Origin of the sequence: Microbacterium sp. NPDC055988, from assembly GCF_042269505.1 — a bacterium.
Classification (GTDB): domain Bacteria; phylum Actinomycetota; class Actinomycetes; order Actinomycetales; family Microbacteriaceae; genus Microbacterium.
Window position 1 is genome coordinate 910,239 of record NZ_JBHJXY010000001.1, and the last position, 24,692, is coordinate 934,930.

The 24,692-nt window shown below is 68.9% G+C and carries 25 protein-coding genes; 15 read left to right on the forward strand and 10 right to left on the reverse strand.

Translation table 11 applies throughout. The features are described from left to right. Nucleotides 1–49 precede the first annotated feature (49 nt). Nucleotides 50–895, forward strand: a complete 846-nt coding sequence (locus ACFC14_RS04495; protein WP_376101409.1) for an NAD-dependent epimerase/dehydratase family protein — start codon at nt 50–52, stop codon at nt 893–895. Nucleotides 896–997: 102 nt separating this feature from the next. On the opposite strand, the gene ACFC14_RS04500 is transcribed toward ACFC14_RS04495, so the two are convergent. Next, the gene (locus ACFC14_RS04500) at nt 998–2,257 is read right to left on the reverse strand and encodes an FAD-binding protein (RefSeq protein ID WP_376101410.1); all 1,260 of its coding nucleotides are present in this window, start codon (nt 2,255–2,257) and stop codon (nt 998–1,000) included. A 78-nt stretch (nt 2,258–2,335) separates the two neighbouring features. Between ACFC14_RS04500 and ACFC14_RS04505 the strand changes: the two genes are divergently transcribed. The 6 genes from ACFC14_RS04505 to ACFC14_RS04530 all read left to right on the forward strand — a co-directional run bounded on the left by ACFC14_RS04505 (nt 2,336) and on the right by ACFC14_RS04530 (nt 8,990). Then, a complete protein-coding gene (locus ACFC14_RS04505; RefSeq protein WP_376101411.1) occupies nt 2,336–3,382 on the forward strand; it encodes a LacI family DNA-binding transcriptional regulator in 1,047 nt (348 codons plus the stop codon). A gap of 96 nt (nt 3,383–3,478) precedes the next feature. Then, nucleotides 3,479–4,816, forward strand: a complete 1,338-nt coding sequence (locus tag ACFC14_RS04510) for an extracellular solute-binding protein (RefSeq protein WP_376101412.1) — start codon at nt 3,479–3,481, stop codon at nt 4,814–4,816. Then, complete coding sequence (locus tag ACFC14_RS04515) at nt 4,813–5,760, forward strand: carbohydrate ABC transporter permease (RefSeq protein ID WP_376101413.1); 948 nt, start codon at nt 4,813–4,815, stop codon at nt 5,758–5,760. The genes ACFC14_RS04510 and ACFC14_RS04515 overlap by 4 nt, the downstream gene beginning before the upstream one ends. Further along, nucleotides 5,760–6,686, forward strand: coding sequence for a carbohydrate ABC transporter permease (locus tag ACFC14_RS04520; protein ID WP_376101414.1), 927 nt, complete (start codon nt 5,760–5,762; stop codon nt 6,684–6,686). Before ACFC14_RS04515 ends, ACFC14_RS04520 begins: the two co-directional genes overlap by 1 nt. 52 nt (nt 6,687–6,738) lie before the next feature. Next, nucleotides 6,739–8,274 carry an alpha-N-arabinofuranosidase gene (locus ACFC14_RS04525; RefSeq protein ID WP_376101415.1) on the forward strand — a complete coding sequence of 512 codons (1,536 nt, stop codon included), beginning with the start codon at nt 6,739–6,741 and terminating at the stop codon, nt 8,272–8,274. 236 nt (nt 8,275–8,510) lie between these two features. After that, nucleotides 8,511–8,990, forward strand: a complete 480-nt coding sequence (locus ACFC14_RS04530) for a hypothetical protein (protein WP_376101416.1) — start codon at nt 8,511–8,513, stop codon at nt 8,988–8,990. Between the two features lie 191 nt (nt 8,991–9,181). Here ACFC14_RS04530 and ACFC14_RS04535 read toward each other — a convergent pair whose 3' ends face one another. From ACFC14_RS04535 to ACFC14_RS04545, 3 genes are all read right to left on the reverse strand, one after another. Further along, nucleotides 9,182–9,586: a VapC toxin family PIN domain ribonuclease gene (locus ACFC14_RS04535; protein WP_376101417.1), complete on the reverse strand. Its 405-nt coding sequence runs from the start codon at nt 9,584–9,586 to the stop codon at nt 9,182–9,184. After that, nucleotides 9,583–9,801, reverse strand: a complete 219-nt coding sequence (locus ACFC14_RS04540) for a type II toxin-antitoxin system VapB family antitoxin (protein WP_136040552.1) — start codon at nt 9,799–9,801, stop codon at nt 9,583–9,585. Before ACFC14_RS04540 ends, ACFC14_RS04535 begins: the two co-directional genes overlap by 4 nt. Before the next feature lie 63 nt (nt 9,802–9,864). Next, entirely contained in the window at nt 9,865–10,875 is a 1,011-nt protein-coding gene (locus tag ACFC14_RS04545; protein WP_376101418.1) for a LacI family DNA-binding transcriptional regulator, read from the reverse strand. Between the two features lie 164 nt (nt 10,876–11,039). Here ACFC14_RS04545 and ACFC14_RS04550 point away from each other — a divergent pair, with 164 nt between their 5' ends. From ACFC14_RS04550 to ACFC14_RS04565, 4 genes are all read left to right on the forward strand, one after another. After that, on the forward strand, nt 11,040–12,335 hold the full coding sequence (locus tag ACFC14_RS04550; protein WP_376101419.1) for an extracellular solute-binding protein: 1,296 nt from the start codon (nt 11,040–11,042) through the stop codon (nt 12,333–12,335). Next, nucleotides 12,316–13,254 (forward strand): carbohydrate ABC transporter permease, encoded by a 939-nt coding sequence (locus ACFC14_RS04555; RefSeq protein ID WP_205828689.1) that lies wholly within the window; start codon nt 12,316–12,318, stop codon nt 13,252–13,254. The genes ACFC14_RS04550 and ACFC14_RS04555 overlap by 20 nt, the downstream gene beginning before the upstream one ends. Continuing rightward, the gene (locus ACFC14_RS04560) at nt 13,251–14,144 is read left to right on the forward strand and encodes a carbohydrate ABC transporter permease (RefSeq protein WP_376101420.1); all 894 of its coding nucleotides are present in this window, start codon (nt 13,251–13,253) and stop codon (nt 14,142–14,144) included. The genes ACFC14_RS04555 and ACFC14_RS04560 overlap by 4 nt, the downstream gene beginning before the upstream one ends. 95 nt (nt 14,145–14,239) lie before the next feature. Continuing rightward, nucleotides 14,240–16,492 carry a beta-glucosidase gene (locus ACFC14_RS04565; protein WP_376107099.1) on the forward strand — a complete coding sequence of 751 codons (2,253 nt, stop codon included), beginning with the start codon at nt 14,240–14,242 and terminating at the stop codon, nt 16,490–16,492. Nucleotides 16,493–16,498: 6 nt separating this feature from the next. On the opposite strand, the gene ACFC14_RS04570 is transcribed toward ACFC14_RS04565, so the two are convergent. The 3 genes from ACFC14_RS04570 to ACFC14_RS04580 all read right to left on the reverse strand — a co-directional run bounded on the left by ACFC14_RS04570 (nt 16,499) and on the right by ACFC14_RS04580 (nt 18,713). Next, nucleotides 16,499–17,125 (reverse strand): DUF1684 domain-containing protein, encoded by a 627-nt coding sequence (locus ACFC14_RS04570; RefSeq protein ID WP_376101421.1) that lies wholly within the window; start codon nt 17,123–17,125, stop codon nt 16,499–16,501. A 9-nt stretch (nt 17,126–17,134) separates the two neighbouring features. Continuing rightward, on the reverse strand, nt 17,135–17,977 hold the full coding sequence (locus ACFC14_RS04575) for a hypothetical protein (RefSeq protein WP_376101422.1): 843 nt from the start codon (nt 17,975–17,977) through the stop codon (nt 17,135–17,137). Nucleotides 17,978–18,062: 85 nt separating this feature from the next. Further along, entirely contained in the window at nt 18,063–18,713 is a 651-nt protein-coding gene (locus tag ACFC14_RS04580; RefSeq protein ID WP_136040545.1) for an MIP/aquaporin family protein, read from the reverse strand. Nucleotides 18,714–18,973: 260 nt separating this feature from the next. On the opposite strand from ACFC14_RS04580, the gene ACFC14_RS04585 reads away from it, so the two are divergent. After that, a complete protein-coding gene (locus ACFC14_RS04585; RefSeq protein WP_376101423.1) occupies nt 18,974–20,365 on the forward strand; it encodes an APC family permease in 1,392 nt (463 codons plus the stop codon). After that, nucleotides 20,352–20,558, forward strand: coding sequence for a multidrug transporter (locus ACFC14_RS04590; RefSeq protein ID WP_376101424.1), 207 nt, complete (start codon nt 20,352–20,354; stop codon nt 20,556–20,558). Before ACFC14_RS04585 ends, ACFC14_RS04590 begins: the two co-directional genes overlap by 14 nt. A gap of 8 nt (nt 20,559–20,566) precedes the next feature. Here ACFC14_RS04590 and ACFC14_RS04595 read toward each other — a convergent pair whose 3' ends face one another. From ACFC14_RS04595 to ACFC14_RS04605, 3 genes are all read right to left on the reverse strand, one after another. Further along, nucleotides 20,567–21,145: an isochorismatase family protein gene (locus tag ACFC14_RS04595; protein ID WP_376101425.1), complete on the reverse strand. Its 579-nt coding sequence runs from the start codon at nt 21,143–21,145 to the stop codon at nt 20,567–20,569. 74 nt (nt 21,146–21,219) lie between these two features. Further along, nucleotides 21,220–22,236: a magnesium/cobalt transporter CorA gene (gene corA / locus ACFC14_RS04600; protein WP_376101426.1), complete on the reverse strand. Its 1,017-nt coding sequence runs from the start codon at nt 22,234–22,236 to the stop codon at nt 21,220–21,222. A 38-nt stretch (nt 22,237–22,274) separates the two neighbouring features. Continuing rightward, nucleotides 22,275–23,552 (reverse strand): serine hydrolase domain-containing protein, encoded by a 1,278-nt coding sequence (locus ACFC14_RS04605; protein WP_376101427.1) that lies wholly within the window; start codon nt 23,550–23,552, stop codon nt 22,275–22,277. Between the two features lie 97 nt (nt 23,553–23,649). On the opposite strand from ACFC14_RS04605, the gene ACFC14_RS04610 reads away from it, so the two are divergent. Together ACFC14_RS04610 and ACFC14_RS04615 are read left to right on the forward strand one after the other, a co-directional pair. Then, nucleotides 23,650–23,961: a DUF2470 domain-containing protein gene (locus ACFC14_RS04610; RefSeq protein ID WP_376101428.1), complete on the forward strand. Its 312-nt coding sequence runs from the start codon at nt 23,650–23,652 to the stop codon at nt 23,959–23,961. 81 nt (nt 23,962–24,042) lie between these two features. Next, the gene (locus ACFC14_RS04615; protein ID WP_029264391.1) at nt 24,043–24,690 is read left to right on the forward strand and encodes a heme oxygenase (biliverdin-producing); all 648 of its coding nucleotides are present in this window, start codon (nt 24,043–24,045) and stop codon (nt 24,688–24,690) included. The last annotated feature ends 2 nt before the right edge of the window (nt 24,691–24,692 follow it).

Here is a 24,692-nt window from a genome sequence, read left to right on the forward strand (position 1 = left end):
GTGTACGACGCCCGGTCCACTCGCCCCGCCGCCGTGGCACTCTGGTGACATGCGCATCGCTCTCACCGGCTCCTCCGGCAAACTCGGCCGCGTCGTCGCGCGGGAACTCCGTGCGAACGGCTACGACGTCATCGGCATGGACCTCACCGGCACCCGCGGCCCCGACTTCGTGCAGGTGGATCTGACCGACTACGGCCAGGTCGTCGACGCGTTCACGGCCGTCGGCGACAGGCACGACGGCATCGACGCGGTCGTGCACCTCGGGGCGATCCCGGCCCCCGGCATCCGCACCGACGTAGCGACCTTCCACAACAACATGCCGGCCACGTTCAACGTGTTCTGGGCGGCCGTGCGCCTCGGCATCCGACGCATCGTGTACGCGTCGAGCGAGACGGTGCTCGGACTGCCGTTCGACGTGCCGCCGCCCTACGTGCCGGTCGACGAGGACTATCCCGCGCGCCCGGAATCCGTGTACTCGCTGGTGAAGACGCTCGAAGAGCAGCTCGCGACCGAGCTGGTGCGCTGGCATCCCGACCTGTCGATCACGGCGCTGCGGTTCTCGAACGTGATGGTTCCCGAGGACTACGCGGAGTTCCCCTCGTTCGACATCGAGGCCCTGCGGCGCAAGTGGAACCTGTGGGGCTACATCGACGCCCGCGACGGAGCTCAGGCGGTGCAGCGCGCGCTCGAGGTCGCGGCCCCCGGATTCGACCGGTTCATCATCGCGGCGGCCGACACCGTGATGTCACGCCCCAACGACGAGCTGCTCGCCGAGGTCTTCCCCGACGTGCCGCGGCGCCGCGAGTTCGGCCCGAACGAGACGCTGCTGTCCATCGACCGGGCACGCCGCGTGCTCGGCTACGACCCGCAGCACTCCTGGCGCGACCACGTGTGACGGCCGGGCCGGTCTGACGGCTCTGTTCCGGTCGCACTTTCTGCCGCTTCACGCGCGTTATAGCGACACGAACTGCGACCGGAACGCAGTCGCAGCCGCGGGCTACAGGCCCAACCGCTCCAGGTAAGGGTTCACCAAGCGGCGCTCGGGGTCGTAGCGGGCGGCGAGCGCGGCGAAGTCGCCCCACCGCGTGTACCGCGAGCGCGTCTCGGCACCGTCGAGCGTGAACACCTTGCCCCAGTGCGGGCGGGCCGTCTCGGGCAGCGCGGCCTCGATCGTCGGCAGCAGGGCGCGCACCGCGGCCTCATCCGGCTTCCATGTGAAGTGCAGGCCGACGGCATCCGTACCGTGCGACGAGCTGAGCCACAGGTCGTCCGCGCGCACCGTGCGGATCTCGTTCACCAGCAGCAGCGGGGCGATCTGCCCGGCGAGGGTGCGCACGGCCTGGATCGCGGCGACCGCATCCGCGCGGGGCACGAGGTACTCACTCTGGATCTCGGCACCGGCCGAGGGCGTGAACTCGAGCTTGAAGTGCGCCAGCCGCTCGAACCACGGCCCCGGCACCCCGAGCTGCTCGGTGCACGCGGCCGGGTCGACGCCGAGGATCGGATGCCGCTTGCTCACCGCCGGCGTGGCGCCGAGCTTCTCGAACAACGACTCCCGCGCGGCCTCGCGCGCCTCGGGCTGGCGCTGCTTCACCCAGATCTGGTCGACGAAGTCGGTGCGCTCCCAGGTCGAGAACAGGCTCACACTGGTGCCGATCGAGGTCACCTCGTCGAAGTCGGCGAGCACCGCATCCCAGTCCGGCCGTTCGAACACGTGCTGGGCGACCGCGTAGGTCGGCTCGACGTCGAGCGTCACATCGAGCACCGCGCCGAGCGCGCCGAGGCTCACGACCGCACCGTCGAAGTCGGCGTCGCCACGCGCGAGCGCGCGGGTCTCACCCGACGGCGTGAGGATCGTGAGGCCGCGGACCGCGCTCGCGAGCGAGCCGATCGCGTCACCGGAGCCGTGGGTGCCGGTGGCGATCGCACCCGCGATCGAGATGTGCGGCAGAGAGGCGAGGTTGGCGAGCGCGAGCCCCTCGGCCTCGAGGAGCGGCGCGATGTCGCCGTAGCGTGCGGCTCCGGATACCCGGACCGCATCCCGCCCGGGAGCGACCTCGAACACCGCGGGCAGCCGGTCGAGCGCGATGAGCACACCGTCGGTGTCGGCGATGTCGTTGAAGCAGTGCCGCGACCCGAGGAAGCGCACCGGTCCGCCCTGCGCGAGCAGCGCCCCGAGCTGGTCGACCGATTCGGGGTGCGCGATCGTCGAGGCCCGGTACGTGAGGTTGCCTGCCCAGTTGCGTTCGGTGGTCATGGCGCCATGATAGCCAGGGCATCCGCGACTACATCGATGTACTCCATCCGCTCCCGGCCTCGACGCTAGGCTGACCGGATGACAGCGCAGCCGCCGCCCCGCGCCACGATGAAAGACGTCGCGGCCCTCGCCGGGGTGTCGCCGAAGACGGTCTCGAACGTGGTCACCGGCACGGTTCCCGTCAACGAGAGCACGCGGGCCAAGGTCGAGTCCGCCATGGCGCAGCTCGACTTCGTGCCCAACCTCAGCGCCAGGGGACTGCGCAAGGGACGCTCCGGGATCATCGCCGTCGCGCTCCCGGATCTGGCCACCGCGTTCTCCGCCGAACTCGTGCACCGCATCGTCGAGGCCGCCCACGAACGGGGCCTCGCCGTGCAGATCGAGGAGACGGCGTCCGAGCCCGAGCGCGAGAAGGAGCTCGTCTCCCGCGCGCGGGCGCATCTGGTCGACGGCCTCATCCTCAACCCGATCCGCCTCGAGGACAGCGTGCTCAAGTACGCCGACCGCCTCCCCCCGCTCGTCGTGATCGGCGAGGTCGAGCAGAACCGCGCGGATCACGTGCGCATCGACAGCCGACAGGCCGCCGCCGACGCCACGCGCCATGTGCTGTCCCGCGGCGCGACGCGGATCGCGGTGGTCGGCGCCGACGACGATCCGTCGATCGCCACGGCCACCAGCCGCCTGCGCCTCGAAGGCGTGCACGACGCCCTGCGCGAAGCGGGCATCCCCCGGGATCCGGCACTCGAGATCAACCGGCTGCCGTGGTCGATGGACGGTGGGGCGGATGCCGTGCGCGCGCTGCTCGACCGTCGCGTTGCCTTCGACGCGATCGTCGCGTTCACGGACTCACTCGCGCTCGGGGCCCTGCACACCCTGCACGACAACGGCATCCGCGTGCCCGACGACGTGATCGTGACCGGCTTCGACGACGTCGAGTTCTCGCGATACACCTCGCCCGCCCTGACCTCGGTGGCGTTCGATCGGCAGGCGTTCGCGATCGCGGCGCTCGGTCTGCTCGAGTCGCGCATGGATGATCGCGCCGCTGCTCCGCGCGCCCTCACCCTCCCGCATCACCTCCTCGAGCGCGCGAGCACGCAGGGCCGCCCGAGCGGTTACCGCCCCTGACACCCGCCCACTCTTCCCTCCGCATCTCACGCTTGCGCAGTCGATTACATCGATGTAATGATGAGGCGTCCACCGCACAGTCACGAAGGAGTGACGATGACACCCCCACTCGACCTGTCCCGCCGGCAGTTCCTCACTGCCGCCTCGCTCGCCGCCGGCACGGCCCTGCTCGCCGGGTGCGCGCCCGGCACGACCCCCGCCTCCGGTCCGCAGACCCTGCAGTTCTGGCACCTGCTCTCGGGCGGCGACGGCGTCACGATGTCGGCCCTGCTCGATGAGGTCAACGCCGCGCAGTCCGCGTTCCGCATCCGCCCCACCGTCCTCGCCTGGGGCACCCCGTACTACACGAAGCTCGCGATGGCGGGTGCCGGCGGCCGTGCCCCCGACGTCGCCATCATGCACGCGACGCGCACCGTCGGCTGGGCACCCGGCGGGTTGCTCGACCGTTGGGACGTGGACCGGCTCGCCGAGCTCGGCGTCGACAGCTCGACCTTCCCGAAGCCGATCTGGGAGAAGGGTTTCGTGGGCGAGGGCATGTACAGCATCGCGCTCGACGCGCACCCCTTCGTGATGATGTTCAACACGGACATCTGCGACGCCGCCGGGGTCCTCGATTCGGACGGAAAGCTGGCCGAGACATCTTCCCCCGAGGAGTTCCTCGACCAGCTGCGCACCGTCGGCGGCAAGGCCGAGAGCCACGCGCTCTCGTACGGCTATCTCGGCGACGGCGCACAGATGTGGCGCCTGTTCTACACCTTCTACTCGCAGCACGGCGGCGCGATGGAGCTGCCCGCGGGCGGCCCGGCCGTGATCGACAAGGACGTCGCGGTCGAATCGCTCACGCTCATGCAGACACTGCTCGACGGCGAGATCGCAGCCGCGCAGAACGACTACGGCAGCGCCATCGCCGAGTTCGCCACCGGCAAGAGCGGCATGCTCTTCACCGGAGTCTGGGAGCTGCGCACCATGCAGGCCGCCGGCATCCCCTTCGACGCGACGATGATCCCGACGCTCTACGGCACCCCGGCCGTCTACGCCGACTCGCACTCCTTCGTCCTCCCCCACCAGTCCAACGCAGACCCGGTGCGGCGCGATCTCACCTACGAGTTCGTCGCCGACATGCTGAAGAACTCCTTCGGCTGGGCCGAGGCCGGCCACATCCCCGCGTTCCTCCCCGTGACCGAATCGCCGGAGTACGCCGACCTCATCCCCCAGGCGAACTACGCCGAGGCCGCGCAGCACGTCGTGTACGACCCGACCGCGTGGTTCACCGGCTCGGGATCCAACTTCCAGGCCGAGTTCGGGGCGGCCGTGCAGGGCGCACTGCTCTCGGGCGACGACCCGGCAGCCGCGATCGACCGCTTCGAAGCACGGGTGAACGCCCTGCTCCGACAGCCCAACCCGGCAGACCCCGAAGGGACGTTCGGATCATGACCTCCGCCACCGATTCCACCCGCACGATCGTCACCGGGTCGCGCACCACTCCGCGGGGTCGCCGCGCCGGCTCCCGCAACCGCGAGCAGCTCATCAGCTGGGCCTTCCTCGCACCGTTCCTCGTGGCCTTCGTCCTGTTCCTCGTGTGGCCGATCATCCACGGGATCATCCTCAGCTTCACCGACCAGTCGCTCACCGGCGCCGGCGGCTCCTTCATCGGATTCGCCAACTACGCGGAGGCGTTCGTCGACCCGAAGATGTGGCAGTCGATGGGCAACACCGTCTGGTTCACGCTGCTCTCCACGGTGCCCCTCGTCGTGATCGCCCTCGCGATGGCGGCCCTCGTCGACCGCGGCATCCCCGGCCAGTGGCTGTGGCGACTGTCGTTCTTCATGCCGTTCCTGCTCGCCTCCACCGTGATCTCGCAGATCTGGGTCTGGATCTTCAACCCGCAGGTGGGCGCGGCCAACAACATCCTGGAGTTCTTCGGCCTGGAGCCGCTGGCGTGGCTGCAGAACCCCGACACCAACATGCTGTCGATCGTGATCGCCACCGTCTGGTGGACGGTCGGCTTCAACTTCCTGCTCTACCTCGCGGCCATGCAGAACATCCCGCCGCAGCAGTACGAGGCCGCCTCCCTCGACGGCGCAGGCGCCTGGCGCCAGTTCTGGTCCATCACGCTCCCGCAGCTGGGACCGGCGACGGTGCTCATCCTGATCCTGCAGATCCTCGCCTCGCTCAAGCTGTTCGACCAGGCGTATCAGATGCTCGGCGGGGTCGCGAGCGACACGACGCGCTCCATCGTGCAGTACATCTACGAGGCCGGATTCGTCAGCTACCGGTTCGGCTACTCGGCCGCCATCTCCTACGTCTTCTTCGCCCTCATCGTCATCCTCGGCGTCGCGCAGGCCCTGATCACGCGCCGCCGGAAGGAGCAGTTCTGATGTCCACCGCCACCGCATCCCCCATCGTCACCACCGCCACCGAGACGATCACGACGCCGTCGTCGCGTCGCCCCCGGCGCTCGCACCTGCCCGGCCAGAAGCCGTTCGGACCGCTCCGCATCACCGCGTTCGTCGTCCTGCTGCTCCTCGCGATCGGGTGGCTGCTGCCGTTCCTCTGGGCGGTCGCGACCGCCTTCAAGACCGAGACGGATGCCGCATCCGGCGACCCCGGCTGGATCGGCGCGAGCGGCCCCACCATCGAGGCGTTCACCGCGATCCTCTCGCAGGGCAACGTCTACACCTGGGCGCTGAACAGCCTGCTGACCTCCGCGGCGATCACCGTGATCACGCTGGCGATCTCGGCACTCGCGGCTTACGCCTTCTCACGCCTGGATTTCACCGGCCGCAAGTGGCTGTTCGTGGTGATCATCGCCTCGATCGTCGTGCCGCCGCAGGTGCTGATCATCCCCCTGTTCTACGAGATGCTCGCCTTCAACATGGTCGACACCTACTGGGGTCTGATCCTGCCGCAGGTCGTGGCACCCGCGATGGTGTTCATCCTCAAGCGGTTCTTCGACGCCATCCCGATCGAGCTGGAAGACGCGGCGCGCGTCGACGGCGCCGGACGATTCCGGATCTTCTGGTCGATCGTGCTGCCGCTCTCCCGTCCGATCATGGCCTCGGTCGCGATCTTCGTGTTCATCAGCGCGTGGAACAACTTCCTCTGGCCGTTCCTGGTCATCAACGACACGACGCTGATGACGCTGCCGGTCGGGCTGCAGACCGTGATCAGCGCCTACGGCGTGCAGTACGCCCAGGTCATGGCCCAGGCCGTGCTCGCCGCGCTGCCGCTCATCATCGTGTTCATGATCTTCCAGAAGCAGATCGTCAAGGGAGTCGCGACGAGCGGCTTCGGCGGTCAGTAGTCACCCACCCGACTCCCCCACCCGACTCGAGAGCCAGAAATCTAGGAGAGCAATGTCTCAGGCCCGCATCACCATCGACCGCGACTTCACGATCGCCGACGTCCCCCGGAGGCTCTTCGGGTCGTTCGTCGAGCACATGGGGCGCTGCGTCTACACCGGCATCTACGAGCCGGGGCACCCGCAGGCCGACGAGCGCGGCTTCCGGCAGGACGTGCTGGCGCTGGTGAAGGAGATGGGACCGACCGTGGTCCGCTACCCCGGCGGCAACTTCGTCTCGGGCTATCGCTGGGAAGACGGCGTCGGCCCGGTCGAGGACCGCCCGGTGCGCATCGACGGCGCCTGGCACACGATCGAGACGAACGCGTTCGGCCTGCACGAGTTCATGGACTGGGCGAAGGAGGCGGATGTCGAGGTGATGGAGGCCGTCAACCTCGGCACCCGCGGCGTCGAGGAGGCCCGCGCGCTCGTCGAGTACGCGAACCACCCCGGCGGCACGTACTGGTCGGACCTGCGGCGCAAGAACGGAGCCGAGCAGCCCTTCGACATCAAGCTGTGGTGCCTGGGCAACGAGCTCGACGGCCCGTGGCAGATCGGCGGCAAGACCGCGACCGAGTACGGTCGACTCGCCCAGGAGTCCGCCAAGGCGATGCGTCTGGTCGACCCCTCGATCGAGCTCGTCGCGGTCGGGTCGTCGGGGCGGACGATGCCGACGTTCGGCACCTGGGAGCACACGGTGCTCACTCACGCTTACGACGAGGTCGACTTCATCTCGATGCACGCGTACTACCAGGAGCACGACGGCGACGCCGAGTCGTTCCTCGCCGAGTCCGTCGACATGGACGCGTTCATCGAGGGGGTCATCGCCACGATCGATGCGGTCAAGGCGTCCGGCAAGCACACGAAGCAGGTCGACATCTCGTTCGACGAGTGGAACGTGTGGGACCAGGTGAAGTACAACGACGTCGAGGCCGGGGAGATCGAGAAGGCGGGGTGGCGACAGCATCCGCGACTCATCGAAGACACCTACTCGGTGACGGATGCCGTCGTCGTCGGCACCCTGCTCAACAGCCTGCTGCGACACGGCGACCGCGTGAAGATCGCCAACCAGGCGCAGCTCGTGAACGTGATCGCCCCGATCCGCTCGGAGGAGAATGGTCCGGCCTGGCGGCAGACGAGCTTCTGGCCGTTCGAGCGGATGGCGCGCCTCGCGAAGGGCCGCATCCTGCGCCTCGCGGTCTCGGCTCCGCAGATCGAGACGAAGCGGTACGGCGGAGTCGACGCGGTCGACGCCGCCGCGACCTGGGACGAGGCGACCGGTCGCGTGGTCGTGTTCGTCGCGAACCGCTCCCTCGACGAGTCGAGCGACCTGACGATCGACCTGCACGGGCTCGGCGACCTGCGCGTGGTCACCGCCGAGACGCTGACGATCCCCGATGGTGGCGACCGTCACACCTCGAACCTCGAGACCGCCCCCGACAGCGTGCACATGGTGCCGCTCGGCGCCGCCGAGGTCGTGGACGGCGCCGTGCGCGCGACGCTGCCGCCGCTGTCGTGGTCGGTCATCGAGCTCGACGTGGCTCGGGCCTGACGCACCTTCGGGCTCAGCGGCCTCTGGGTCGCTGAGCCCGCGGGACGCACGCGGCATCTAAAATTTTACATGTCTCCCATTTGGCCTACAGACAAGCGCTCCGCGGCTCCGTAGCGTGACGACCAGAAGAGTGTTCGCGAGTCCCGGGAGGCTGAGAGTCGATGCGAGATGCGGCTGCTGCACCCGGTGGATATCGAGGACATCGAGTGAAGCCGTCCCAACGAGGCGAGTCACGCATGGTCGCAGCGATTGCGGGAGCCGCGACCGTGCTCGTGATCGCACTGTTCTGCATGTACGCCGAGGCATTTTCGTGGGCGACAAGCCGCGGGACACTTCTTGACTTCTCTCTCACCCCCGTGGCCTACCCCACGCCCATGGTGTCGTGGACGTTTGTCCTCGCAGAGGGACTCGCATGCGCCTCGTGCGCGATCTGGCTGGTGCGCGACCCGGTGGCCGCGCACAGGCGTGCCCGGCTGAAGTCAGCGATCGCGACAGGCGCGATCATCCTGCTTCTCGCGATCCTCTCCCAGATCACGACCCCCGCTGGTTGGCCTCTAGACGCGCTCCCGATCTGGCAGCGCGGCGGACACTTCATTGCAACCTCGAGCGCTTTCGTCATGTTCACAGCGTTCCTCTTCATGTGGAGCCTTTCAATGACGCCGAGCAGGTCGCAGTCGAGCGAATCAGCCGAGGAACATCTTCTGGTTCGCGAGTGACGAACGAAAAGAACACTTTTCGTCGTCATCATCATCACGCTCGCTTCAGGTGACGAAGCGACCGGTGCAACCCAGATAGCCGCTGCAGGCTTCCCGGCGGCCGGAATCGTCGTGACGACGATGTTCTCCATTGCGCTGGGCCGTGCGCAACGACCCGACTAGATCCCGTCTGGTGACCTTGAGCGCAGCGGTCAGGCCGCTACGTACTGCTGTCGCACGCGCCCTTCGGTCGCCAGCTCGATGTACCCGAAATCGCGGTCGGAATTGAGGATCACGGCGTCGTTGACCTGCGCGTAGGCGGCGATGAGACAGTCGAACGCCGCGGCGGCGCGCACGAGTCCGCCGTCCCAGAGCGCCTGCTGGATGTCGAGAGCATGCCGTTCGTCCGGATGCTCCCACGCCGGCAGCAGACCCGCCATGTCCTCGCGCAGCTCTGCATACTCCCGAGGATCCCGTGCCGAATGACAGTACTCGAGGACCTGCGGCGGACACGTGATGATGAGATGGTTCGGGGAAAGCGACCGCAGCGTGTCAGCGATTCTCACGCTGGTGCCGGCCTTCTGCCAGATGCTGTTGTCGACGAGATACGTCGTCACGCGGTCGTGCTCGCAGCCGGGGCGATCGTCGACGCATCGATCTGATCGGGCGTGAAGCGACGACCGATGATGCGCTCGACGGCTGCAGGCTGACGACGAACCGCGATGAGCGTGCGCAGCGCGAGGTCCACGGTTTCACGATTGGATGTCGTGCCCGCCAGCTCCTTCGCCTGCTTCAGCTCGTGAGGGTCGATGTCGATGGACGTGACGGTCATGACTCCTCCTTCGCGATACTTATATAAGACAGTATATACCACGCGAGGGCAGGCGTCGTGATCTCATCCCTCGCCGTTGCGGAGCGCCGCGGTGGTCGCCCGCACCACCAGCCTCGTCGGCAGGGTCACGTGCATCTCCTCGACGGGCTGCCCGGCGAGGAGGGCGAAGACCATCTCGGCCGCCACCGCACCCAGGCGACGCATCGGCTGCTGGATCGTGGTGAGCGGCAGGGCGCGGCGGGAAGCCTCCGGCACGTCGTCGAACCCGACCACCGAGAGGTCTTCCGGCACCCGGAGCCCGAGCTCGTGCGCGACCTCGATCACGGCGATGGCCGAGAGGTCGTTCGCGGCGAACACGGCCGTGGGCCGGGACGGTCCGGCCAGCAGGATCCGCGCCGAATCCCGCGTGGTCTCCAGCTCGTAGCGTCCCGAACGGATCAGGTCGGGATCCACCGGGATGCCGGCGTCGCTCAGCGCGCGTCGATACCCGGCATCGCGCAGACCCGCGGAGCGCAGGTCGGGGCGCCCGCCCAGGAAGCTGATGCGGCGGTGGCCGAGTTCCAGCAGGTGCCGGGTCGCCGTCAGCGCGCCGCCGAAGCTGTCCGACTCGACGGTGGGCAGATCGGCGCGGCCGGTGTGCGGGTCGATCGCGACGACGGGGATCTCGGTCGAGGCCCCGACGACCGTGGGCGTGACCATGATCGCGGCATCGATGAGGGTGCCGGAGAGCCGACTGAGTGACCGCCGCTCCCACCCTTCGCCCTGGCCGTGCCGCGATCCGCTGTACGCCAGCAGGTCGAAGGCCGTGTCGTGCACGGCCGCACCGACGCCCTTGAGGATCTCGGCGCTGAACGGCTCGAAGTCGGCCAGGAGCACGCCGATCACCCCGGTGCGTCTGGCCCGCATGCTGCTGGCCACCAGGCTCGATTCGTAGCCGAGCTCCTGCACCACGTCGAGCACGCGGCGCACCGTCGCATCCGCGATGCCGTAGCGCCCGTTGACCGCCTTCGAGACGGTCGACACCGAGACACCGGCCGCCTTCGCGACGTCGTGGATCGTTGTTCGCCCGCTCATGATCGCCCAGCGTATCCGCCCACAGGGCCTCGATGGAAACTGTTTTCGAAAACGTTTGACGACTCCCGGGAACGACAGCAGACTGCAACGCGACGCGGTCACACCCCCTGATGCCGCGGCGCCCGCAGCGACGCGGCGCAACTCTCGATGAGGAGAACCATCACATGAACAGCACACGGCGTTCCTTGATCTCCGTGGCGGCGATAGCCGCCGTCGGAACTCTCGCACTCAGCGGGTGCACGGCCAGCACCCCCGACGGCGGAGGCGGTGGCGATGCCGCCATGACCCTCTGGCACAACTCCACCACCGGCCCGGGCGTCGAGTTCTGGGAGCAGACCGTCGCCGACTTCGAGAAGGACAACCCCGGCGTCACGATCGAGATCCAGTCGATCCAGAACGAAGACCTCGACGGCAAGCTCCAGACCGCCCTGAACTCCGGCGATGCTCCCGACATCTTCCTGCAGCGCGGTGGCGGCAAGATGGCCGCGATGGTGAAGGCCGGCCAGCTCAAGGACCTGACCGACTCGATCGAGGGCGGTGCCGCGGAGGAGATCTCCGATGCCGCCTACTCGGCCAGCAGCCTGGACGACAAGATCTACGCGATGCCGGTGGCCGTGCTCCCCGGCGGACTCTTCTACAGCCAGGACCTGTTCGACGAGGCCGGCATCACCGAGAACCCGACCACGATGGACGAGCTCGAGGCCGCGACCGAGAAGCTCAAGGCCGCCGGCATCGACCCGGTCGCCCTCGGCGCGAAAGACGCCTGGCCCGCCGCCCACTGGTACTACTGGCTCGCGCTGCGCGAGTGCAGTGCCGAGACGCTCGCCAAGGCCGCCGACGAGATGAACTTCGACGACGACTGCTGGGTGCGCGCGGGCGAAGACCTGCAGGCGTTCGCGGCCACCGAGCCGTTCAACTCCGGCTTCCTCACCACCACGGCCCAGCAGGGTGCCGGCAGCTCGGCCGGGCTCATCGCCAACCACCAGGCCGGCATGGAGCTGATGGGCGCGTGGAACCCCGGCGTGATCGGATCGCTGACGCCCGACCAGAAGCCGCTGCCCGACCTGTCGTGGTTCCCGTTCCCCGAGGTCGAGGGCGGCGACGGCGAGGCCGGCTCGATGATGGGCGGCGTCGACGGATACTCGTGCTCGGTGGATGCGCCCGACGCCTGCGTCGACTTCCTCAACTACCTCGGCACGTCCGACGTGCAGACCGCCTACTACAAGGCGTTCAACGCCCCGCCGGTGAACACCGTGGCGCAGGAGGCCGTGACCGAGCAATACCTGAAGGACATCCTCGCGGCCTACAACGCGGCGCCGTACGCGACGCAGTGGCTCGACACGGTCTACGGACAGAATGTCGGCAACGCGCTCAACGTCGCCGTGGTCAACATGCTCGCCGGTCAGGGAACCCCGGAGGACATCGTCAAGGCCGTCCAGGATGCCGCAGCCAAGGCATAGGGCGGCTGCCCGGCTGGAAGTGATCCTTCTGGCCGGGCCCGCCCTCCTGGTCTTCCTCGCCTTCGTCATCTTCCCGGTGCTGATGGCGGGCTACTACGGCTTCTTCAGCTGGCAGGGCTACGGCCCGCCCACCGACTTCGTCGGGTTGAAGAACTATCTGACGATCCTGCAGGATCCGCTGTTCCACGATGCCCTGGCCCACAACGGGTTCATCCTCGTGTTCTCGCTCATCCTGCAGGGACCGGCGGCGATCCTGCTGGCACTCCTGCTCAACCGGCGCATGCGCGGTCAGTCGCTGATCCGCGTGCTGATCTTCATCCCGTATGTGATCTCCGAAGTCGTGGTGGGCACGGGCTGGAGCCTGATGCTGCAGACCAGCGGCGCGTTCAACGACCTGCTGGAGAAGATGGGCCTCGGGTTCCTCGCGAACGACTGGCTGTCGAACCCCGACATCGCGATCTGGACGCTGATGGTGATCATCACCTGGAAGTACGTCGGGTTCGCGGTGATCCTCTTCCTCGCCGGGCTCCAGGGGATTCCCGAGGAGCTGCACGAGGCCGCCTCGATCGACGGCGCCTCGTACTGGCAGATCCAGTGGCGCATCACGCTGCCGCTGCTCGCACCGACCCTGCGCATCTGGGCGTTCCTGTCGATCATCGGCTCGCTGCAGCTGTTCGACCTGGTCTACATCATCTGGGGGCAGTACATCGCCTCCACCGCCGGCACCTCGACCATGGCGACCTACATGGTCTCCGAGGGACGCAACGCCGGCAACTTCGGGTACGGCAACGCGGTCGCGGTCGTCCTGTTCCTGATCTCGCTCGTCGTCGCGCTGATCTACCAGCGCGCGGTGCTGCGACGCGACACGGACGGCGCCCTGACCGGCGCCCCTGCACGGAAGAAGAGGACGACGCGATGACCGCCACCTCGGTACTCGTCACCCAGCGCACCGGCCGCACCGGACGCACTGGGCGCCCAGGGCGCACCCCGCGCCCGCCCTGGGCCAACCCGACCGTCTACTTCGTCGCGCTGATCGTCGTCGGGCTCATGCTCGCCCCGATCGCGTACATCATCATCGGCGGCTTCCGCACGAACGCGCAGATCACGACCGACCCGTCGGGCCTGCCGCAGCCGTGGGTGTTCTCGAACTACCTCGACGTGATCACCGGCGGCGTGTTCTGGCGGCAGGTGCTCAACTCCACCATCGTCGCCCTCGCCACCACGATCGGCGTCGTCGCGCTCGGACTGATGGCCGCGTACGTGCTCGCCCGCTACCGGTTCGCCGGCCGCGGCGTCCTCTACGCGTTCTTCGCCGCCGGACTCATGTTCCCGCTCACGGTCGCGATCACCCCGCTGTACATCGTGGTGCGCAGCCTCGGGCTGATGAACTCCCTCGGCGGGGTCATCCTTCCCCAGATCGCCTTCGCCCTGCCGACGACGATCATCATCCTGGTGCCGTTCCTGCGCGCCATCCCCGACGAGATCCAGGAGGCGGCGTTCATCGACGGATGCAGCCGGATCGGCTTCTTCTGGCGCATGGTGCTGCCGCTGTCGATCCCCGGCGTGATCACCACCGGCATCCTCGCGTTCATCGGCAGCTGGAACGGATACCTCCTTCCCCTGTTCGTGCTCAACGATGCGGCGGCGTTCACGCTCCCGCTCGGCGTGCAGTCGTTCGCGTCGCAGTACTCGGTCGACACCGCGAAGGTGCTGGCCTTCACGTCGCTGTCGATGATCCCCGCCCTGATCTTCTTCAGCCTGTTCGAGCGCCGCATCGTCGGCGGGCTGACCGGCGCGGTCAAGGGCTGACCATGTCGACGCACACCCCACAGAAAGAGACGCACGTGCTCGCTCCCACTCCCCGCCCCCGATTCTCCGCGCGCGTCGAGGGACTCCTCGAGCAGATGACGCTCGAGGAGAAGCAGGCGCAGCTCGTCGGCTTCTGGGTGGATCAGGGAGACGAGCTCGTCGCCCCGATGGCCGGCGAAATGAAGACCTCGACCCGCTACGAGGATGCGACGGCGCACGGCATCGGCCACCTGACCCGCGTGTACGGCACCCGCCCGGTCGACCCGATCGAGCGTGCGCACTGGCTGTGGGGCGAGCAGGCACGGCTGCAGCGCGAGACCCGGCTGGGCATCCCGGCCCTGGTGCACGAGGAGTGCCTGACCGGACTGGCCGCCTGGCAGGCGGCGACCTTCCCGACGCCTCTGGCATGGGGAGCATCCTTCGATCCGGAGCTGGTCGAACAGGTGGGGCAGGCGATCGGATCGTCCATGCGGGCGCTGGGGATCCACCAGGGGCTCGCCCCCGTGCTCGACGTCATCCGCGATCCACGGTGGGGGCGCGTCGACGAGTGCATCGCCGAGGACCCACTGCTGGTGGGAACCGTCGGCACCGCCTATGTCCGCGGCATGCAGTCGGCGGGGGTGCACGCCACGCTCAAGCACTTCGTCGGCTACTCGGCGTCGACCGCGGGCCGCAACCACGCCCCGGTGCACGCCGGACGGCGCGAGATCGAAGACGTGCTGCTCCCGCCGTTCGAGATGGCCGTGCGCGAGGGCGGCGTACGCAGCGTCATGAACTCGTACACCGACATCGACGGGGTGCCGGTAGCCGCCGATCCGTACTACCTCGACGAAGTGCTGCGCGGACGCTGGGGATTCGATGGGGTGGTCGTGTCGGACTACTTCGCCGTCGACTTCCTGCGGAGCATGCACCACGTCGCCGCCGACTCCGCGCAGGCCGCAGCTCTCGCGGTCACCGCCGGGATCGACGTGGAGCTGCCCTCACCCGACGCGTACACGACCCTCGCAGCGCAGGTGCGCGACGGGTCGCTGGACCGGAACATCCTGGACCGGGCGGTCGGACGCGTGCTCGCGCAGAAGGAGGAGCTGGGTCTACTGGATGCCGACTTCACGGTCGCCCCCGACGCGATCGACCTGGATTCCGCGGAGCATCGCGCACTCGCCCGCCGTCTCGCGGAGGAGTCGATCGTGCTGCTGAGCAACGACGGCGTGCTGCCCCTCGAGGCATCCCGTGCGTCACGGATCGCGGTCATCGGGCCAAACGCCGACAGCGCGGAGGCGCTCATGGGGTGCTACTCGTTCGTGAACCACGTGCTCGCGCACCACCCGGAGGTGCCCGCCGGCATCGCCCTGCCGAGCGTGCTCGACGGACTCCGGGCCGAGCTCCCCGCCGCGACCATCACGTCGGTCGCCGGCTGCAAGGTCGAGGGCGATGACCGCAGCGGGTTCCCGGGCGCGATCGACGCCGCCGACGATGCGGAACTGGCGATCGTCGTGGTCGGCGACCGGGCCGGGCTGTTCGGACGCGGCACGGTCGGCGAAGGCAACGACGTCGATTCGCTGGAGCTCCCCGGTGTGCAGCGCGCGCTGGTCGAGGCCGTCGTCGCGACCGGCACTCCCGTGGTGGTCATCGCGCTCACCGGTCGGCCGTATGCACTGGACTGGGCGCTGCCGCACCGGGAGTCCGGGGCCGGGCTGACCGCCGGTCTCGGTTCGGTGAACTCCCCCGCAGCGGCCGGTGCCGCCACCGCCGCGACACGCCTGCTCCCGGCGGCTGTGCTGCAGGCGTTCTTTCCCGGGGAGGAGGGTGGTCCGGCCGTCGCCGCCGTGCTGAGCGGGGCTGTCTCCCCCTCCGGGCGACTGCCGGTCTCGCTCCCGCGCTCGGCCGGCGTGCAGCCGTACTCGTACCTGCATCCCGCGCTCGGTGGGCGCACGGATGTGTCGAGCGTCGATCCGTCGCCGGCGCGGCCGTTCGGGTTCGGACTCGGCTACACGACCTTCGCGCGCGAGCAGCTGACGGCCGACGCGACGGTCGGCGCGGGCGCGGAGTTCCGGGCCTCTGTACTCGTGCGCAACTCCGGCTCACGGAAGGGAACCGACGTCGTGCAGCTGTATGCGCACGACGAGGTCGCGAGCGTGGCCCGCCCGGTCGCGCAGCTGATCGGATTCCAGAGGGTGACATTGGATGCGGGCGCGGAGCGTCGTGTGGAGTTCACTGTGCCGATCGACCGCCTCGCGTTCACCGGTGTCGACGGCGAGCGGAGGGTGGAACCGGGGCGGATCCGGCTGTGGGTCGGGGCGGCCTGCGACGACGAGGAGACCTCGACCGCGATCGAGATCGTCGGCTGAGGGCTCTCAGTACATCTCCCCGACGGGGACCGGAACGTCGAGCACGTTGCCCGGCTGCGCGAGCGGGCATGCCCAGGCAGGATCGTACGCGCAGGAGGGGTTGTAGGCGAAGTTGAAGTCGAGCACGATCGTGCCGCGCGCGGCATCCGATCCCAGGTCGGCACCCTTGATCGTGTCGATCAGGTAGCGGCCGCCGCCGTACGTTCCGCCCTCGCGCCCGGCGAGCGCGTCGCGCACCGGGATGAACAGGCCGCCGCCGTAGGTGGTGAGCCGCCAGACGTCGAGCGATCCGGCATCGGGGATCTCGACGCGGCCGATACGCTCGAACGGCACGACACCGTCGGTCCCGGTGGCGAAGTCGAAGCCCCCGGGTTCGGCGGGCAGGATCGGCAGCTCGAAGCGCCAGTCCGGATCGTACGACGCGAGGGGAAGTCCCTCGAACAGCGGCCGGTCCTCCGGCAGCAGCGGGGTCGCGGGGTGGTGCAGCATCAGCTCGTCGCGCTCCATCCGCCACAGCTCATGGGCGTCTTCGGGAGAGTCCGCGAGGCGCACGGCGTCGTACAGGGCGAAGACCCGGCGGCGCCAATCGGCGACCTCGAGGGCGGTGCGGGCGCTCGTGCGGGTGCTCGTCATGCGTCCAGGCTACGGGCCGGGCAGCGGGTGCGAGGCGGATCCGGCGATCATCTCCGCGTAGCCCGCTTCGTAGGTGGGGTAGTCGAGGCGCCCGAGCAGCGAATGGAGCAGCGACCCGTCGTACACGAGTCCTCGCGGGCCGTCGGATGCCTCGTGCGGAGGCACCGCGACGCCCAGCTCCCCGGCGATGAAGCGGACGACGTCGCCGAGAGGGGCCGGTCGCTCGTCGACCGCGTGCACCAGCCGCGGCGGATCGTCGGTGCGCAGCAGCAGGTCGAGCGTGCGCACGAGGTCGGTCTCGTGGATGCGGTTCGTCAGACGTGAGTGATCGACCGCCGCGCCGTCGCGGACCTTGCGCAGCAGGAACTCGCGACCGGGACCGTAGATCCCCGCCGGGCGCACGACCACCGCGTCGAACAGCTCGCTCGCCGCCCGCTCGCCGTCGCGCAGACCCCGCGAACGCGCCGTCTCGGCCGCGGGCTCGTCCTGCTCGGTGAGAGGACGGTCGGCCTCGAAGACGGTCCCCTCGAAAACACCCGTGGACGACACGAACACGGTGCGGGCGGGCATCGTCGGCAGAGCATCCCGAAGGTGGGTGAGCGCCGTGCGGTAGGCGCCCTCTGAGGCGCCAGGCGGCAGCGTGATCACGACGGCGTCGACCGCGGGCAGCGTCGTGGTGAGCGGCAGGGAGACATCACCGCGGATGCCGACCACGCCGACGGGCAGCTGCCCGTCACTCCGCCGCAGCGCGAAGACCTCACCGCCGTCGTTGAGAAGCCGTGGCGCGAGGCGCGCGCCGAGCTTGCCGAATCCGACCAGGAGAGTGCGCCGCGGCGCCGGGGTGGTGTCCATCGATCCCAGGCTCCCACAGGTCTCTGACACGCAGAAGCGCCGCACCCTCCGAGGAGGATGCGGCGCTCCGGCCGTGCAGGGGAAGTTACTCCGCTGCGGCGATCTTCTTGGCGTCGTCCGTGTTGAGCACGCGGAACAGGATCGCGGCGATCACGGCGCCCACGACGGGGGCGACGATGTAGAGCCACAGCGAGCTCCAGTCGAAGTGGCCGCTGACCGAGAGGCCGAGCGCGACGGCCGGGTTGAAGCCGCCACCCGAGATCGAGCCGACCGTGGCCGCGCCGACGAAGACGGTCGCACCGATCGCGAGGCCGTAGAACGAGTTGCCGGCGGTGTCCTTCGAGGTGGCGGTGTTGAGCACGACCCACACGAGGATGAGCGTGAAGAGCGCCTCGACGAGGAACGCCGGGCCGACCTCGATGACCATCGCCTCTTCGCCGAAGGGCCACACGGCCAGGCTCACGAGTGCGGCCAGCGCGCCGCCGACGAACTGGGCGATCAGGTAGGCGATGAAGTCGGCGACGCTGAGGCCGCCGCGCAGGAACACGCCGACCGAGACGGCCGGGTTGAGGTGGGCGCCCGAGATGTGGCCCGTGGAGAACACGAGCACCATCAGGGTGAAGCCGATCGCGAGGGGCGTCAGCGGGCTGTCGCTGTTCACCGCCGCGATGATCGCGAGAACGAAGAGGAAGGTGGCGACCGCTTCTGCGAGCGCCTTGCGTGCCGTACCAGTCATGAGAGAGCCCTTTGCTTGGGAATTCCGGAGAGGGGAAGCCACCCGTTTGCCCGCGCACCTGGCCGACGCACCCCTCGTGCGGCACCGACGTTATCGCCGCGCGCGCTGGAATATCGGGATGCCGCGCGGTGATTCTGTGAATCCGCTGAACTCAGGGCCGCGCGACGATCGCGGTGACATCCACGCCGCTCGGATGCCGGAGACCGGCCGGGGATGTCAACCCCGTGGCCCGCGCTCCCCCCTCCCCGTAGCGTGCGAGGATGACCACCGAGACTGCCTCCGGCTCCGAGGCCCCCACGCGGCTGCGGCGAGCGATCACCGGTCCCCTGCTGTTCGCCTTCATCCTCGGAGATGTGCTGGGCGCCGGCATCTATGCGCTGATGGGTGTGCTGTCCGAGAAGGTGGGCGGCATGCTGTGGGCGCCGCTGCTCCTGGCGCTGCTGCTCGCCATGCTCACCGCCGGATCCTACGCCGAGCTGGTCACCAAGTATCCTCGCGCCGGCGGTGCCGCGGTCTTCGCCGAGCGTGCGTTCCATAGCCCGCTCGTCTCGTTCCTCGTCGGTTTCAGCATGCTCGCGGCGGGCGTGACCAGCGCGGCGGGGCTCGCCATCGCGTTCGCGGGCGACTACCTCGGCACCTTCCTCGACCTGCCGACCATCCCGGTCGCCATCGCCTTCCTCGCCCTCGTCGGCCTGCTGAATGCCCGCGGCATCCGTGAATCCCTGGGTGCCAACCTCGTGATGACCGCCATCGAGCTCAGCGGACTCGTGATCGTGATCGCCGTCGTCGCGATCTTCCTCGGCGGCGGAGGCGGAGACGTGTCCCGCGTGACCCAGGCGCCCGAGGGCACGAGCGTCGCCATGGCCGTGCTCTCCGGAGCCGTCATCGCGTACTACTCGTTCGTCGGCTTCGAGACGTCGGCCAACATGATCGAAGAGGTGAAGAACCCCCGGCGCACCTACCCGCGCGCCCTGTTCGGAGCGCTCATCACCGCCGGCGCGGTCTACGTCCTGGTCGGCCTCGCGAGCTCGATCGCCCTCCCGCCCGCCGAGCTGCAGGAGTCGAGCGGACCGCTGCTCGCGGTGGTCGAGGCCACCGGCGTCAGCATCCCCTCCTGGCTGTTCAGCCTCATCGCCCTCGTCGCCGTCGCGAACGGCGCCCTGCTGACCATGATCATGGTCAGCCGCCTGACCTACGGCATGGCCGAGCAGGGCCTGCTGCCCGGTGCGCTCGGTCGCGTGCTGCCGAAGCGGAAGACCCCGTGGGTCGCGATCCTCACCACCACCCTCGTCGCGATGGGGCTGACCCTCGTCGGCGATCTGGCCACCCTGGCCGAGACCGTGGTCCTGCTGCTCCTGGTCGTCTTCCTCAGCGTGAACGTCTCGGTGCTGGTCCTCCGGCGCGATCACGTCGAGAACGATCACTTCCGGGTGTGGACCTTCGTCCCCGTCCTCGGCATCGCCTCCTGCATCCTGCTGCTCACCCAGCAGCGTCCCGTCGTCTGGCTCTTCGGAGCGATCCTGCTCGCCGTCGGCGGCATCCTGTACCTGTTGGCCCGCTGGAGCCGGAAGCGCAGCGGAGGCGCCCCGCTCGGGACCGCCCTGAATCCTGATTCCGCACCCGACCCGAAGGAGAACCATGAGCACGCCTGAGAACAGCGCCGAAGAGATGACGAGCGCCGAGAAGCGCCACGATCAGCTCACCTCCGCACCGGATGCCACCGAGGCCGACGCCGCCCCGCGCATCGAGGTCAGCGAGCACGACGGCAACACCCGGATCGACATCGCCCCCGACGCTCCGGTGCGACCGGGCCCGGGGCCCGGGGTCGAGGTCGACGAGGACTGATCCGCGGTTCAGACGCCCGCGTTCGCGCCGATCCGCTCGCGCGTGCTCGTGACGGTCGCGAACCCTCGGGCCGAGAGGATGCTCGCGGTGCGGCGCATGATGTCGTCCCCGGAGACCGCGGCGAGCGCGCCGACGGCGGGGATGGCGGAGGTGGTCGTCGCATCCGTGACGAACTCGACCTCGAAGCCGAGGTCGGCGGCGACACGGGCGGTCGTCTCGCAGCACTGCTCCGTGCGGATGCCGCAGATCGCGACGCGGCGGATGCCGGCGCGTCGCAGTCTCTCCTCGAGGTCGGTGGAGCCGAACGCGTTGACGGTCGTCTTCGTGAGGGCGTCCTCGGATTCCCGGGGCTCGAGCTCCTCGATCACGCGCACGAATCCGTTGGCGGGATCGAACACGCCCCCGGTGCCCGGTTCGGAGTGCGTGATCCACACGACCCGGTCGCCGATCTCGCGGGCGTGCGCCACGAGGAGAGCGATGTTGTCGAGCACCGCCGGATTCGCGGTGGCCGTCCAGTCGTCGGCGCGCTGGCGGAACGACTCCTGAGCGTCGACGACGAGCAGGGCGGTGTCGGAAGAAGTCGTCATGGACTCATCGTGGTCGCCGTCGTAGAGCCGGGCAAGATCCGATCCGGCCAACGACCGCACGGTTCCGGCCAGCGTCAGAGCCAGCCCTTGCGCTTGAACACCGCGTACAGGCCGAAACCCAGCGCGACCATCATGGCGATCGCCATCGGATAGCCGAACAGCCAGTGCAGCTCGGGCATGTGGTCGAAGTTCATGCCGTAGATCGTGCCGACCAGCGTCGGGGCGAACAGGATCGCCGCCCATCCGGAGATCTTCTTGACCTCGTCGTTCTGACGGATGCTGAGTTCCGTCATCCGCCGCATCTCCTCGTTCTGCCGGCGGGCGACGATCGTCGACTCGACGGTGAGGGCGTTGTCGAGGACGGTGCGGAAGGTCGTCGCGCGGTCGCTCACCCGGAGCGTGTGGTCCAGCACGTCGCGCAGGTAGCGTCGCAGCTCTTCCTCCACCTGGTACTTGTCCGACCCGCGCAGCAGCGCCTCCAGCATCCCGGACAGCGGCTGCGTCGCACGCTGGAAGTCGATGACCTCCCTGCCGAGCTCGTAGATGCGCTGCGTGGCATCCGAGTCCTCTTCGAAGAGCTGGCTCTCGATCTCGTCGATGTCGTTCTCGAGCCCTGCGAGCACCGGCGCGTACTCGTCGACCACCTCGTCGAGGATGGCGTACAGCACGGCTTCGGGCCCATGGGCGAGCAGCGCGGGGTCGTTCTCCAGCCGATGCCGCACGCGCCCGAGGTCGGGCGATTCGGCATGACGGATCGTCACGACGAAATCGGGGCCGACCAGCACGTGCACCTCGCCGAACTCCACCTCCTCGGCCTCGTCGAGGTAGCGGGCCGGGCGCAGCACCATGAACAGCACGTCACCGTAGCGCTCCAACTTTGCGCGCTGATGCCCGGAGAGCGCGTCCTCGACGACGAGGGCGTGGATGCCGAACTCGTCGGCGACCTCGCGGATCTCCTCCTCGCTGGGCCGGTACAACCCGATCCAGCTCATCCCGCCGCGCTCCCGCATGCGCTCGAACGTCTCGCTCAGGCTCTGCGGATTCTCGGTACGCACGCCGTCCACGTAGATCGCGTTGTCGATGATCGCCATCGTCGCCCTTCCCTGCCGCACCGAGGTCGGGCGGGTGATCACTCCGCAGCGGGCGGCACGCAGGCGAGCGCGGACTTCGAGATCGCCTGGTGGTACTGCTCCGCGGTGAAGGGGAGCCCGAACTCCGGCGCGGTCTGACCCGACGCTGCGGGAGCCTTCGATGCGATGGCCGCGAGCTCCCACGACAACTGCTGCGCGATCGCCACACCGGCGGTCGAATCGTTCAGCACCACTGCCACGGTGAACCCGGTAGCCGGGTCGGAGTATGCGGCCGTGGCATAGCCGGGAACCGAGCCGTGCTGACCGACCATCGAGCCTACGAGGAACGCCCCACCGGCGGTCTGGAACCAGGAAGGGTCGTGTGCGCCGGCCGGGAGCGGCGCGCCGAAGCGTGCCGGCTCGTCCTTGGTGCGCAGCACCTGCTTCGCCTCCGCCTGCACGTAGCGGCCGAGGTCGGTGATGTTCGAGACCACGCCGGAGTCGGTGTAGCCGGAACTGGCCGAGAGCGTGGTGATGTCCACCGGGGCGGCGCAGTTGTAGCCACCCTCGACAGCCGACATGTAATGCCCGTTCATCGGGGTGTCGCCCGGGGCAGCCGGCGTCGCGCCGGGAAGCGAGGTGGCGGAGAGCTCGAGCGGCTCCGTCACGTACTCGGCGATCAGCTCGGATGCCGACATGCCCGTGGCCCGCTCGAGCGCGAGGCCGAGCAGCAGGTACCCCGCATCGGAGTCGCGGTAGCTCGTCGCCGGTGCCACCCTCTCGCGGCCCAGGCCGTAGCCGGCGAGCTCCAGCGGAGCCCAGATCCGCTCCGGAGTGTTCAACAGCGCGCCCTTGATCGTCGCCTCGGACGACCCGGCGCCGCTCGTGCCATTGCACAGGTCGAGGAGCGTGACATCCTTCATGTCGGCCACTCCCGAGACGTACTTGGGAACCTTGGCATCGAGCTTGACCGTTCCCTCGTCGGCGAGGGCGTAGAGCACATCACAGGTCATGAGCCGGGTCACGTCCGCCACGCGGAAGGTCATGTCGGTGGACAGTTCGCCGCCGTCACGGTTCTGCGTGCCCGACGCGGCGACCCAGCTGCCGCTCCACGGGACCCAGACGCCCACGATCGCCCCGGAGGCGCCGGATGCGGTGAGCGCGTTGTCGACCGCCGCTTGCATGGCCTCGACCGTCGCGTCGGGCAGAGCGCCGTCGACCTGAGCCGGTGGAGTGTAGGTGAAGGAGTCTTCGGAGGAGCATCCGGTGAGGACGAGAGCGAGCACGGCCGCACTGGCCGCTGCGGCACGCCAACGGCGCGACGAGAGAAGCTGCATGTAGAACCCCCGAGGATGTGTCTCCCGAGTCTAGAACGCGGATCCTGAAAGTCGGCCCCGCGCCGGGCGTTCCCAGCGCGCGCGTAAGGTGAGAATCGTGCCCCACCTCTTCGATGCCGACGTGATCACCGCCGTTCTGCGCCACATGAACGGCGACCACACCGACGACAATCTGCTCATCGCCCGCGCCTTCGCCGAGACCGAGACCGAGATCACCGAGTCCGTCATGACGGGTTTCGACGGCGACGGCGGAGTGTGGGAGATCACCGCGGGTGGTTCCAGCTCCGAGCTGCGCGTGCCGTGGCCCGGCGGACCGATCGCCGACCGCCCGTCGGTGCGTCGCGAGGTCGTCGCGCTCTACGACCAGGCCTGCGCGCGCCTCGGAATCGAGCCCCGCCCGCACGCCTGAACGTCTCCGTCGCGCTCGACGACCCGACTTCCGTCGACTCCGGGCTTTCCTCTGAGGTAAGGCTCCCCTTACACTGAGGTCATGCCCGAGATCCTCTCCTTCTCCGCCGCCCTGCGCGAGCGCTCGTCCGGATCGCACTCCCGCAGCGAGACCGCCGGCTTCATGTCCGACCTCCTGAAGGGCGAGGGCTCGCGCGAGGACTACATCTCGCTCGTCGCTCAGCACTACTTCATCTACGAAGCGCTCGAGAGCGCGGGCGACCGGATGCGCCAGGACCCGATCGCCTCGGTCTTCATCAGCGACAAGCTCACCCGCCTTCCCGCGCTCGAGGCCGACCTGGAGTTCCTCCTCGGTGCCGACTGGCGCGAGCAGATCGTGCCGCTGCCCACCACACAGCGCTACGTCGACCGCATCCGTCAGGTCGGAGCGACCTGGGCCGGCGGCTTCGTGGCGCATCACTACACGCGCTACCTCGGCGACCTCTCCGGCGGGATCTTCATCGGCCGCGTGATGGCCCGTCGCTTCGGCTTCGAGACCAACGGCATCGGCTTCTACCTGTTCGACGACATCGCCGACCCGTCGGCTTTCAAGGACGTGTACCGCGAGCAGCTCGATGCCGCCCCGTGGGACGACGCCGAGCGGGAGCGTGTGATCGACGAGGTGCTCCTCGCCTACCGCTTCAACACCGAGCTCTTCGAAGACCTCGACCGGGCGCGCGCCGCGGCCTGAGC

Bases quoted from the DNA above. Each gene is read 5' to 3' on its own strand.
- corA (WP_376101426.1), bottom strand. From the start codon at position 22,236: ATGGCGATCATCGACAACGCGATCTACGTGGACGGCGTGCGTACCGAG.
- ACFC14_RS04615 (WP_029264391.1), top strand. From the start codon at position 24,043: ATGCCCGAGATCCTCTCCTTCTCCGCCGCCCTGCGCGAGCGCTCGTCC.
- ACFC14_RS04515 (WP_376101413.1), top strand. From the start codon at position 4,813: ATGACCTCCGCCACCGATTCCACCCGCACGATCGTCACCGGGTCGCGC.
- ACFC14_RS04565 (WP_376107099.1), top strand. From the start codon at position 14,240: ATGACGCTCGAGGAGAAGCAGGCGCAGCTCGTCGGCTTCTGGGTGGAT.
- ACFC14_RS04530 (WP_376101416.1), top strand. From the start codon at position 8,511: ATGGTCGCAGCGATTGCGGGAGCCGCGACCGTGCTCGTGATCGCACTG.
- ACFC14_RS04525 (WP_376101415.1), top strand. From the start codon at position 6,739: ATGTCTCAGGCCCGCATCACCATCGACCGCGACTTCACGATCGCCGAC.
- ACFC14_RS04555 (WP_205828689.1), top strand. From the start codon at position 12,316: ATGCCGCAGCCAAGGCATAGGGCGGCTGCCCGGCTGGAAGTGATCCTT.
- ACFC14_RS04575 (WP_376101422.1), bottom strand. From the start codon at position 17,977: ATGGACACCACCCCGGCGCCGCGGCGCACTCTCCTGGTCGGATTCGGC.
- ACFC14_RS04545 (WP_376101418.1), bottom strand. From the start codon at position 10,875: ATGAGCGGGCGAACAACGATCCACGACGTCGCGAAGGCGGCCGGTGTC.
- ACFC14_RS04495 (WP_376101409.1), top strand. From the start codon at position 50: ATGCGCATCGCTCTCACCGGCTCCTCCGGCAAACTCGGCCGCGTCGTC.
- ACFC14_RS04500 (WP_376101410.1), bottom strand. From the start codon at position 2,257: ATGACCACCGAACGCAACTGGGCAGGCAACCTCACGTACCGGGCCTCG.
- ACFC14_RS04570 (WP_376101421.1), bottom strand. From the start codon at position 17,125: ATGACGAGCACCCGCACGAGCGCCCGCACCGCCCTCGAGGTCGCCGAT.
- ACFC14_RS04605 (WP_376101427.1), bottom strand. From the start codon at position 23,552: ATGCAGCTTCTCTCGTCGCGCCGTTGGCGTGCCGCAGCGGCCAGTGCG.
- ACFC14_RS04580 (WP_136040545.1), bottom strand. From the start codon at position 18,713: ATGACTGGTACGGCACGCAAGGCGCTCGCAGAAGCGGTCGCCACCTTC.
- ACFC14_RS04540 (WP_136040552.1), bottom strand. From the start codon at position 9,801: ATGACCGTCACGTCCATCGACATCGACCCTCACGAGCTGAAGCAGGCG.
- ACFC14_RS04510 (WP_376101412.1), top strand. From the start codon at position 3,479: ATGACACCCCCACTCGACCTGTCCCGCCGGCAGTTCCTCACTGCCGCC.
- ACFC14_RS04595 (WP_376101425.1), bottom strand. From the start codon at position 21,145: ATGACGACTTCTTCCGACACCGCCCTGCTCGTCGTCGACGCTCAGGAG.
- ACFC14_RS04505 (WP_376101411.1), top strand. From the start codon at position 2,336: ATGACAGCGCAGCCGCCGCCCCGCGCCACGATGAAAGACGTCGCGGCC.
- ACFC14_RS04560 (WP_376101420.1), top strand. From the start codon at position 13,251: ATGACCGCCACCTCGGTACTCGTCACCCAGCGCACCGGCCGCACCGGA.
- ACFC14_RS04590 (WP_376101424.1), top strand. From the start codon at position 20,352: ATGAGCACGCCTGAGAACAGCGCCGAAGAGATGACGAGCGCCGAGAAG.
- ACFC14_RS04585 (WP_376101423.1), top strand. From the start codon at position 18,974: ATGACCACCGAGACTGCCTCCGGCTCCGAGGCCCCCACGCGGCTGCGG.
- ACFC14_RS04550 (WP_376101419.1), top strand. From the start codon at position 11,040: ATGAACAGCACACGGCGTTCCTTGATCTCCGTGGCGGCGATAGCCGCC.
- ACFC14_RS04520 (WP_376101414.1), top strand. From the start codon at position 5,760: ATGTCCACCGCCACCGCATCCCCCATCGTCACCACCGCCACCGAGACG.